The 9,532-nt window shown below is 50.5% G+C and carries 9 protein-coding genes; 4 read left to right on the plus strand and 5 right to left on the minus strand.

Annotation, left to right across the window (positions count from 1 at the left end):
• From A3OI_RS23480 to A3OI_RS0117065, 3 genes are all read left to right on the plus strand, one after another.
• Nucleotides 1-190, plus strand: a 190-nt coding sequence (locus tag A3OI_RS23480) for a hypothetical protein (RefSeq protein WP_040475161.1), incomplete at its 5' end; no start/stop codon positions are given.
• Between the two features lie 848 nt (nt 191-1,038).
• Entirely contained in the window at nt 1,039-2,316 is a 1,278-nt protein-coding gene (locus tag A3OI_RS0117060) for a PDDEXK-like family protein (protein WP_018405447.1), read from the plus strand.
• A 116-nt stretch (nt 2,317-2,432) separates the two neighbouring features.
• Nucleotides 2,433-2,780: a hypothetical protein gene (locus tag A3OI_RS0117065; RefSeq protein WP_018405448.1), complete on the plus strand. Its 348-nt coding sequence runs from the start codon at nt 2,433-2,435 to the stop codon at nt 2,778-2,780.
• A gap of 10 nt (nt 2,781-2,790) precedes the next feature.
• Here the strand turns inward: A3OI_RS0117065 and A3OI_RS0117070 are convergent, their stop codons facing one another.
• The 5 genes from A3OI_RS0117070 to A3OI_RS20700 are packed head-to-tail and all read right to left on the minus strand — an operon-like array spanning nt 2,791 to nt 9,131.
• A complete protein-coding gene (locus A3OI_RS0117070; protein ID WP_051078106.1) occupies nt 2,791-3,573 on the minus strand; it encodes a M48 family metallopeptidase in 783 nt (260 codons plus the stop codon).
• A 17-nt stretch (nt 3,574-3,590) separates the two neighbouring features.
• Nucleotides 3,591-5,900 carry a type I restriction endonuclease subunit R gene (locus A3OI_RS20695; RefSeq protein ID WP_228703025.1) on the minus strand — a complete coding sequence of 770 codons (2,310 nt, stop codon included), beginning with the start codon at nt 5,898-5,900 and terminating at the stop codon, nt 3,591-3,593.
• Nucleotides 5,786-6,868, minus strand: coding sequence for a type I restriction endonuclease (locus tag A3OI_RS24110; RefSeq protein WP_228703024.1), 1,083 nt, complete (start codon nt 6,866-6,868; stop codon nt 5,786-5,788). Before A3OI_RS24110 ends, A3OI_RS20695 begins: the two co-directional genes overlap by 115 nt.
• Nucleotides 6,865-8,721: a GmrSD restriction endonuclease domain-containing protein gene (locus A3OI_RS0117080; protein WP_018405450.1), complete on the minus strand. Its 1,857-nt coding sequence runs from the start codon at nt 8,719-8,721 to the stop codon at nt 6,865-6,867. The genes A3OI_RS24110 and A3OI_RS0117080 overlap by 4 nt, the downstream gene beginning before the upstream one ends.
• Entirely contained in the window at nt 8,718-9,131 is a 414-nt protein-coding gene (locus tag A3OI_RS20700; RefSeq protein WP_018405451.1) for a restriction endonuclease subunit S, read from the minus strand. Before A3OI_RS20700 ends, A3OI_RS0117080 begins: the two co-directional genes overlap by 4 nt.
• 182 nt (nt 9,132-9,313) lie before the next feature.
• On the opposite strand from A3OI_RS20700, the gene A3OI_RS22330 reads away from it, so the two are divergent.
• The coding region (locus A3OI_RS22330) for a helix-turn-helix domain-containing protein (protein WP_155903207.1) at nt 9,314-9,532 on the plus strand (219 nt) is incomplete at its 3' end.

The following is a 9,532-nucleotide window of genomic DNA, read 5'->3' on the forward strand; positions in this document are numbered from 1 at the left end:
AGGTGGACCAGCCGATGTTTACAGTTGCCAGGAAAAGGAGCTGAACAAGTTAAAGCAAACAGGGCCAGCTCCCAATCTGTCTGGACTAAGGTCTTCCGACCGAGCTGGAATCATAGGTGCCTGTAAATACAAGGGTTCCCCGGCAGATGTATACAACTGCCAAAAAGAACAACTCAATAAGCTTCTGTAGTGGTTCAATGAAAAGACGGCACGGACAATACGGGGAATTCTGGGGCTGTAGTAACTATCGAAACACTGGGCAGGGCTGCTCTAATACAATGAATCGTGTAGCGCCGCCATCCAAGTCACAGGAGGCTACTGCGCAAGGAGGTTTTCAGTCATAGGGGCGGAATCCCGGCGTTTAGGCGACGTTTGGCGTTCAGTTCATTCTGTCCGTATACTCAAACTCATAAGTTTGTCGGAGGAAAGGTTTATGGTTGGTCCCAGTGTCTACTAAATCGAATATCAGGAACGGTCGCTATTTCGCTGTGTCCGGAGCGCGTTGCTGAACTTGTGGCCGTTTGAGGTATCCGATACGGGGCATAGTGTTTATGTCACATTAGGGTGGTTTCGATAATGATACTGTAACAAAATACATTTTACACCCTATAGTGACGCCTTTAGGTGTCACACTGCACCATCCCCTATGGGTGTACTCTATTGTGACGCTCGATGCAGCCAAAGTTGAACGGGCATTAATAGTAGAAGTGAATATGCTAGATCGTCACCGTTAAATGAGCACTTGAGCACTTGAGCACTTGAGCACTTGAGCACTTGAGCACGCAGTGCTGCTGACTACTGATATTTTGCGCCATCACCGTCTGAAAATGACAAGACCTGGTTGAGATTGTCCAAAATCTTTATCATCGAGAAATCGGCTTCAAGTTACTGACAGGGCATGCGTTGTTGAAAAGAATTAGCTCTGAGTAGGCATCTATGAGACAGACGGACACGACCCGCACGAGGACGACCTCAGCATAAAGCTGCTGTACCCTCGGTACGTTCCCTTACACGCAGTCACCGAAAGGAAGCAGCAGTATGAGCAATCTCAATAATGCTTCAGAAAACGTAGAATTCACTCACAGGTTTCATCGTCTGGAAAAATTGGTCGATACATGCATGGTGAATGCGAACCGTCACGGCGAGCGGTTCAACATTTTCTCGATTCTTGGTCTCCAACGGGATGAAACACGCACCCACTCCCGATACCTTACGGAGTTACTGGACCCGAGCGGAAGGCACGGCGAAGGCGCAAAATTTCTTGGTGCCTTTGTTAAAGATGTTCTGAAACTCTCCATGCCGATCAGTGGCCAGGTCAAAGTCACGAGAGAGCTGGCCACCGAGGATCAGCGACGGGTTGATATCGTTGTTGAGTCGCAGAATCTGATTATTGGCATCGAGGTGAAAATTGACGCCGGAGATCAAAAGGCTCAGCTCCATGACTATTATACTGAGCTAGCCAGCCGGGCTGGAAATCGGAAAACGGCGGTACTGGTCTACCTCACACTGGATGGCAAAGCCCCATCAACCTATAGCCTCAGAAACCTTGAACAGGAGAATGTTCATTGCCTGTCCTTCTCACAGGACATCCGCCAGTGGATCTGCGATTGCGCAGATGCCAGTGCGCACAAACCGGAATTGTCCTACGCCCTGATTCAATACAAGCGCCTACTCGAAAACCTCACCGGAGCCGGAACCTCTATGACCACCCTAATCGCCGACAACCTGTCCAATAATCGCGAAGACTTGGAAACCGCGTTGAATGTCGAAAAAGCGCTGCCTAAAGCAAAGGCGAAAGTTATGCTCCGATTCTGGGAGGAGTTATCTGCCGCTCTGGCCAGCGCTTTTGGCGAGGAACCTACGGTGTACGGCGGTAAAAATCTTAGAGCAATTTCTGAGAACTATTTCGTCAGCAGCCGCGGTGGCAAGCATGTGGGTATCAAGCTTGCGATTGGGGAGATTGGCGGTGAAAAACTCTGCTTATACGTGAACCTCTATCACGCTATCCACTACGGCTTACGCATTGAGGGTGATTCAGACTTGCCGGTTTCCAGATCAGAAACAAAGTTGGAATTGCAGGAAATGCTAAACGATGGCAACGCGGTGGCAAATAAAGAGGCGGACTGGCTGATTTGTTACTACCACAGCCCAGCAGCGAACCAGGAACCTACCGTCCTCAACTTTAATTCCTTTGACGGGCCGGTACTTGATCTCCTGGATGACAAAATCCGGCAGACGATTATCAAAAACATGGTTGATCATCAGGCGCATCTGATTCAAGCAGCCAAACTGCTTATCGAAACCAGCAACGCTTAAACGACGTTGTATGTCGCTGTGCTGGCGTCTGATATGGAAACGTATTACGAGGCCTGCCACGGCTCGTTCGTATCTGGCTTAGCTTACACCGACCAAAACCATGAGAGTCATATTCTATGAACCCTGAACAATCTTTCGCCCAGAACCGCCTGCTCCAGCTAGCAGAGCAGTTGCTGAAAGAGACAGCTATCACCGGGGACTTAGTGTTCTTTGCTGACGAGGATGAAGGAGGAATAAGCGGTGCGACTTGGCGATTTGAGGACGGAGACCATACCCTGCTGAAAGACAGTGGTTTCAAATGCATGCTCATGGAGCTATTAGATTCATTGATTCACTACCGGGCCAGCGAGAAAAGCACAGATACGCTCAATGGAGTGATTCACCTTGAGAAGTCATCGCCCTCCATTCAGTGGTTGACCGCTGATGAAGCAGAAAAAAAAGTTAAGCAGACTGATTCGCGTTGAAAGAAAAAGATCAGACGGTAAGCTCGCTATCATCTCCGGCCTTGGTAAAAGACAAAAACAACTCCGCCCTCCCATCAAGCTGCTCCTTCACCGACCGCCACTCCGGCATAAACCGATCCAGGAGTCCATAAAACCGGGGGCTGTGGTTATGCTCCACCAGGTGGCAAAGCTCATGGAGCAGCACGTAGTCGATGGCGCGAGTCGTTGCTTTGATCAAATTCGGATTCAGAAGCACCGTACCTTCCGGTGAGCAACTGCCCCACTGTGTTTGCATTTCGATCATGCGCCAGGCTGGTGCCTTCGTTGTCCACGGCAGAGTGTCGATCATTAGATCCAATCGACGCTGGAACACATCCTCGGCTCGGTTCCGGTACCACTGACGAACCGCTTTCTGTATTCGTGCTGGCGTTACTTTTTTTCCTTGCACCCGCAGTTGGCCACCAATGAGCTTACAGCTCATTCTTGACCTTTCCGAGTCGGGGATGACTTTCAGCACATACCTCCGGCCCAGGTACAGCATGCTTTCACCGCTTACCCATTGTCGTGGTAGAACATAGCGATTGCGCTCTTCGATACCATCCAAGTGCTTTAGTACCCAGCGGGCTCGGCGCTGCACCGCAGATTTAACCTCGGAAAGCGGGGCTGTCTCCGGCGCATCAACCTGAACCTTCCCGTTGGGATGCACATGAACCTTGATGGTTGCCTTGGTGTGGCCTGGTAGATAGCACAGTTGATATCGAAACTCCCTGCCACCGTACCGGGCCACGTATCCACGCGGCGAGTCTTCGGGCATGGGCGCCGCGGAGGTCATCACTTCGCTCCCCCGTTACGGAGAATCTGCACAACTTCGTCCAGCATTTTTTTGGCTTTATCCAACCCAACCAGAGAGAACAAACGGGGTAATAACGACTTGCGAACATCCTGTTCGATACCAGCCGGGTTCAGGGAGTTTTCGGCCACCGCCCGGTTCACCACTTTGTCGATCTCGAAAGCCTCCTCAATCAACTGCTCACCCTTATCCGCCTCCAATACTGCGAAATCATCTCCTAGCATTAGTTTGAAGGCACCGTAGTACGCCTGGGCATGTCTGTTGCCCTTAAACGCATCGGTGGGAAGATCGGGCACATCTCGCTCTTCGACCATAGCTTCTAGGTCGCTGAACAGCTTGAACTGAGCCTTGAAGTCGAACATGGACTCAGCTTTCTCGATAGCTTCTTTCAGCAGTGCCGAGAACACCTGCTTGGCGTATGGGTCGTCGCCAAGCTTCTCTTCGATGGTCTTCTTCGTTCGGGTCTTAATTTTGTCGGTTTCGTTTTTTGTCTTCTCATCGCTCCAGTTATCTGGATTGTTGTCTACTGAATCGATGAGTATCGGCTCATCCCCGGGGGCAACATCCACACCGGTCACGTACCGGTCGATCAGATCCCGGATTTGGCCCTCGTACTGGGAATAATCCACGGTTTCCTGGGCATCCATTCGAACCGTCTTGCGCAGGTCGGAGAACCACTTCAGGTCCGCTTTGTACCGTCGAATGTTGGCCTCGGTGAAGGCTTTGTCCTCGAAAAAGCTTTGAGTAGAAAGCGCCGTTTTTAGGCACATACCGAACTCGGTGACAGCTTCATAGAAGTCTTCGCGCAGCGCCTGACGGGTATCCACTTCCAAACCGTCCGGGTCCGACTCGTATTTGGGCATTAAAACCTGACGGTAGGGTTCCGGGTCCAGCTTGTTATCGATGTGCCCGAAGAAGCCCCAGAGTTTGTCATGTAGAGAAGGCAGCTTCTTATATTCGGTGTCTACGTTGGAATACAGGCCTTCGATGTCCTCAATAGCAAAACCGCCCTGGGTTTGGTCTTCAAAGTTCTGGTAGTCCCGGATGGCGGTATCGAGCTCTTTGAGAATGCCCCGATAGTCGATCAGATAGCCAAAAGGCTTCTGTGGATGCAATCGATTCACCCGGGCAATGGCCTGGATCAGGTTATGTCCCTTCAGCTGTTTATCGATGTAGAGCACCGCGTTGCGGGGTTCGTCGAAGCCCGTTAGGAGTTTGTCGACAACGATGAGGATATCCGGCGGTCCGTCGGTGCCAAAGTCCTCAATGATGTCCTTCTCATAGTCCTGAGGATCTCCGGTGACGTTTTTCTTCCACCAGTCCTGCACCAAGGGCAGGTTGGTTTCATCGACATCGGTATTTCCTTCACGGGTGTCCGGAGGGGAAATTACAACGGCACTGGTGACCAGACCAAGCGAGTCCAAGACCTGTTTGTATCGGATCGCGCTGAGCTTGCTGTCAGTAGCCAGTTGCCCCTTGAGCTCCAGACCCGCCTTCTTATAATTCTCGCTGAAATGCACGCTGATATCGAAAGCGTTGACTCTAATACGGTCGTTCGCCGTGTAGATCTGGCCCTGTTTGGCGTACTTACGTTTGAGGTCGTCTTTCTGCTGATCTGAAAGAGCCGCAGTTACCTTATCGAACCAAGTGTCGACGGCCTTCTGGTTCACCTCCAGTAAGGGTTTCCGTTCTTCGTAGAGCAACGGTGTGATCGTGCCGTCTTCCACCGCCCGCTTCATGGTGTAGGCGTGGATAATGGAGCCAAACTTCTCGGCGGTTTCGCTTTTCTCGTTCTTCAGCAGCGGGGTGCCGGTGAAGGCATTAAACGACGCATTGGGCAGAGCTTGGCGCATTCTTTGATGATTTTCACCACCCTGGCTCCGGTGTCCTTCATCGACAATGACGATAATATTCTCGGATGGGTTGTAACATTCTGGCTGTTTAGCGGTTGACGCGAACTTATTGATGATGGTGAATATGATCCGTTCGTTGCCGTGACCAATACGCTCGGCCAACTGTTTTCCGGAGCGAGTTTTCGCCAGGGAGTCGCCGCTTTTCTTGCCGGCGATGTCGCTGCCAAAGGCGCCGCCGGTCAGGAAGGTTTTGGAAAGCTGTTTCTCAAGATCCACCCGATCAGTGACCACGATGACCCGGCAGTTCTTCAGATCATCATTCATTAGCAAAGCCCGGCACAGATAGACCATGGTGAAGGACTTTCCAGAGCCGGTGGTGTGCCAGAGGACGCCGCCCCGGCGCTCACCGGTGGGCTTGAATCCGGAGATGCGATCCAGTAAGGCTTTGATGCCGAAGACCTGCGGGTAACGGGCCGCGATTTACCTATCTTGCGATCGAACAGGATGAAGAACCGGAGGAACTCCAAAAAACGGTGTTTATTCAGCAGGCCGACCAGTAGCTTGTCTTGTTCCGTAGGTTGCACGGTCTTTGACCAAAGCTCCTCGAAGTAAGCGCGGATCTTCGGTGGCTTGTCCTGGAACAAGGTGTCCTTGTCGGACGGCGACAAAGAGCGATTCTTGATTCCCTGGATATGAGCGTCGTCGAACTCCTCGTCCTTCCACTTCGACCAGAATTTGGTCGGCGTGTGCGTGGTTCCATACCGGCAATCGTTGCGGCTGATAGAAAACAGCAGCTGGGCGAAGGCGAACAGGTAGGGAATCTCGTCGTTTCTCTGGTTGCGGAGGTTCTGGCTAATGCCTTCCTCCACCATGTTTTTATTGGGGTTGCCGGAGGCGGCCCGCTTAGCTTCGATTACCGCCAAAGGAATTCCATTGACGAACGCCACCACATCGGGCCGACGGGTATGTGTCCCCTGGGCAGACAACACGTCCATCTCTTCAGTGACATGGAACTCGTTGTTATCCAGGTTCTCCCAGTCAATCAGATGAATCGTGGGCTGGGCCTTCTTGCCACCGACAAACTCCGTCACGGTTATACCCAAGGCCAGCATGTCGTAAACAGACTGGTTGGCATCCATCAGGCCCTGGGCCATGGACGGCGTGGTGATTTCCCGAATAATCTGGTCGATGGCCTGATCGGAGAGTGGATATTCTTCTCCCTTGAACTCAAACCGGCGTCGGCGTAGTACCTGCTCCAGAATCGGCTTCATCACCACGTCTCTCTGATTGCCTCGCAGTGCCTGACACTTTGAAGCAGGCAGAAAAATCCAGCCCAGGTTAATCAGCGTGGCAATGGCAGGGATGTGACTGGAATGCTGCTCATTCCCTTGAGGTGTGGTGTTCACGAGGCCTCCGTACCTTTTAAGGTCTCAGGCCAGATACGCTCGCAGATCGACTGGTACAACTCCTGCCGCGCTTCAATATCCTTCTTTTTAAAGATCTCATGTGACTCGAACGGGAGATTCAGCGTCGAATGAAGCTTGAGGAAATTTGGATTGTTTTCGTAAGCCAGCGGACAAAGTGATTTTGTTAGTAGGTTTTCTTTGATGTAGTGCGTCTGCTTTTTCTCGTAAGGCTGATCACCATAAGACTGGTTGGTACCCCGAGGCAGCAATACAAGATCGCCCAGCCGGTTGCGGTAGTTTTGGAACTCGTGCTCCTGCTCAAATTCGTCTTTGTGACGTGCAAACTTGTCCGCCCATATATGCTCTACCTCAAAGGGTTTGCCGCTGCCCGGCTGATAGTAGGTCACGAAACTGCTGCTCATTCCTGCTTGGTGCTCACACCAGCCGGTCATACGGGCGAGCAGAAACTTCACAAAGCGTTTGTTCTGGCCGTGCATCCGGAAGGTGCTCATGCCATCAAACGACTCTTTCATATCCTGTAATTTTTGCCCAAGCAACAGTTTAAGGTCGAGCAATTCATTGCCACGGATCTCTTTTACCAAGCTATACATAGTGTAGCGGATGGAGCTGGCAGAGAAATTGCGGAAATTCACCGATCTGCGAACCGAAAAAGTTTCTATATAGGCCGCAACGGTATCGATTTTTTGAGCCACGATTTCGTCGCTGTCGTGAGTGTTAAGAGCCGCTAGCATGAGTGGCAAGCTGAGCGTCGGTGCAATCCCCCAGCGGTGAATGTAATAGACGTGCTCCAAGCCCTGTACCAGGGTTTTCTCCGCATCTAGAATGCGAACATAAGCCCTAAGGTAAAAGCGGAACTCTTGCTGCACAAACTGCTCGAACGAGTCGCCTTTATCAGCATCTAGACCTACTTTGGAAAGGTTATCGCGCACCCAGCTGTGAAAACGAGTACCGATCTTCTCAAAATCCTCGTTTTTAGAGCCCGCCTTGCCAGGGCGAATACTGTCGGCATAGCGAGCCCGCAGCCATGATTGGAAGAAGCGTTGATCCTCATCCTTTTCGTAGGCTTTCAGGCTTAGCATGGCCTGCTTCCAGAAATCGTTGGCTTTTTTACGCTTCTCTGGGTTGTCGAAACGCGACAGCATAAAACCCTTCAGCATTTCTGACGGCGTCAGATTCAGACCACGATCGTTCATTGTTTCAAAGATGGTGTAGGCGTTTTCATCAGAGTAGGCGATGATCTCCATCATGATCACGTTGTACCTGAACCAATCAATAAAAAATGGAAAGGCATCCTGTTTTAATTCGTCTGGAAAAGCTCTTTCAATATCCTGATACCGCTCTGCCATGTTGTGTGTGGATTCATCATCATGATCATCTGGCACGTACTCCCCTTGATTGAAAAGACCTTCAAGACACGGAATACGCTCCTCAATTGTAATGTTGAATGACTTACTGCCGCGCAGCTCAGAAAAGATCATTGGTTCTATCTTTTCGTGAAACTGGAGTCCTTTCTGAAGGTTGTTCAAATAAATCAGGAACAGTGTCAGCGACGTTAAACGCTGCTGGCCGTCGATAATGCTCCGTTTGCCATCCTTGCTGCTGACAACAAATGGGCCAAGATAGTAGTTGTTATATTGCTCTCCCTTTGCGCGACTATCACCCGGGGTGTACTCACTGAGAAAGGCGGAAGTCAAGTCTGTCACCAGCTCTTCAATGTGTTTTTCACCCCAGCTGAATTCACGCTGAAAGTAATCGACTGTGTACTTTTGCTCGTTGAGGACATCGAACAAACTCCGGTGCCGGGCTTCGATTTTGTTTTCTAGCTTGCTCATGCTGCCTCCACTTGTACTCGCCGTTTACCAGTTAACAACTGCTGCATCAGGGCTTTCTTTTCCTTTTTTAAACTCTTAAGGAAATTCTGTAGTGCTGAAATTTCATGATCAGCAGTGGCAAGTACCTTTAAGATAGCTTTCTGCTCTTCAAAGCTAGGGCAAGGAATAACAAGATTTGCGAAAATTGAAATCCAATGACGTTGATGCCCTCCGACTTTGAATCGGATTATTTGCATCGCTTCCAAAAGGTATCTGGTTGAGAATCCCGAGTTAGAAGTGAGAATTTTGATAGCGCTGGACTTGACCTTAAATGGAAAATCCACGAAGCGGCTAGCCGTGGTGAAATCATCGAAGATGATGGTCGGTAGCACATTTCTGTAAATCCCAAACTCCTCATCAGAGTATCCCAATAGAAAGCTCTTGCCAGCTGTCAAAACAGGTGTTGGGAAATCATTAGAGTATTCAGTCGACCTAACCAGAAACGGCGTGGGCTGCTGGTATTTAAGCGCTTCCCCTAGTGTCTCGACTGGTTAATTAGCTATCCTAACCCTGCTATAATTTCGCGATACTCACGAATTATGGAGATGTTATTGTGGCGCGGCAACCTGCACCTTTTAATCTTACAGTTAACGATCAACTGGAACTGGAGAGCTGGTTGCGAATGGGCACCATGAGCCAGCATCTGGTGCAACGAGCGCGAATTTTGTTGTCATTGAACGCTGGGCAGTCCCCGAAGGAGGTCACAGAATCGCTCGGTGTCAGTAGCCCCACGGTGTTCAAGTGGCGTAATCGCTATTCCAGGCAAGGGTTA

The organism is Marinobacter gelidimuriae (assembly GCF_000372805.1).
In the GTDB taxonomy this organism is placed as follows: domain Bacteria; phylum Pseudomonadota; class Gammaproteobacteria; order Pseudomonadales; family Oleiphilaceae; genus Marinobacter; species Marinobacter gelidimuriae.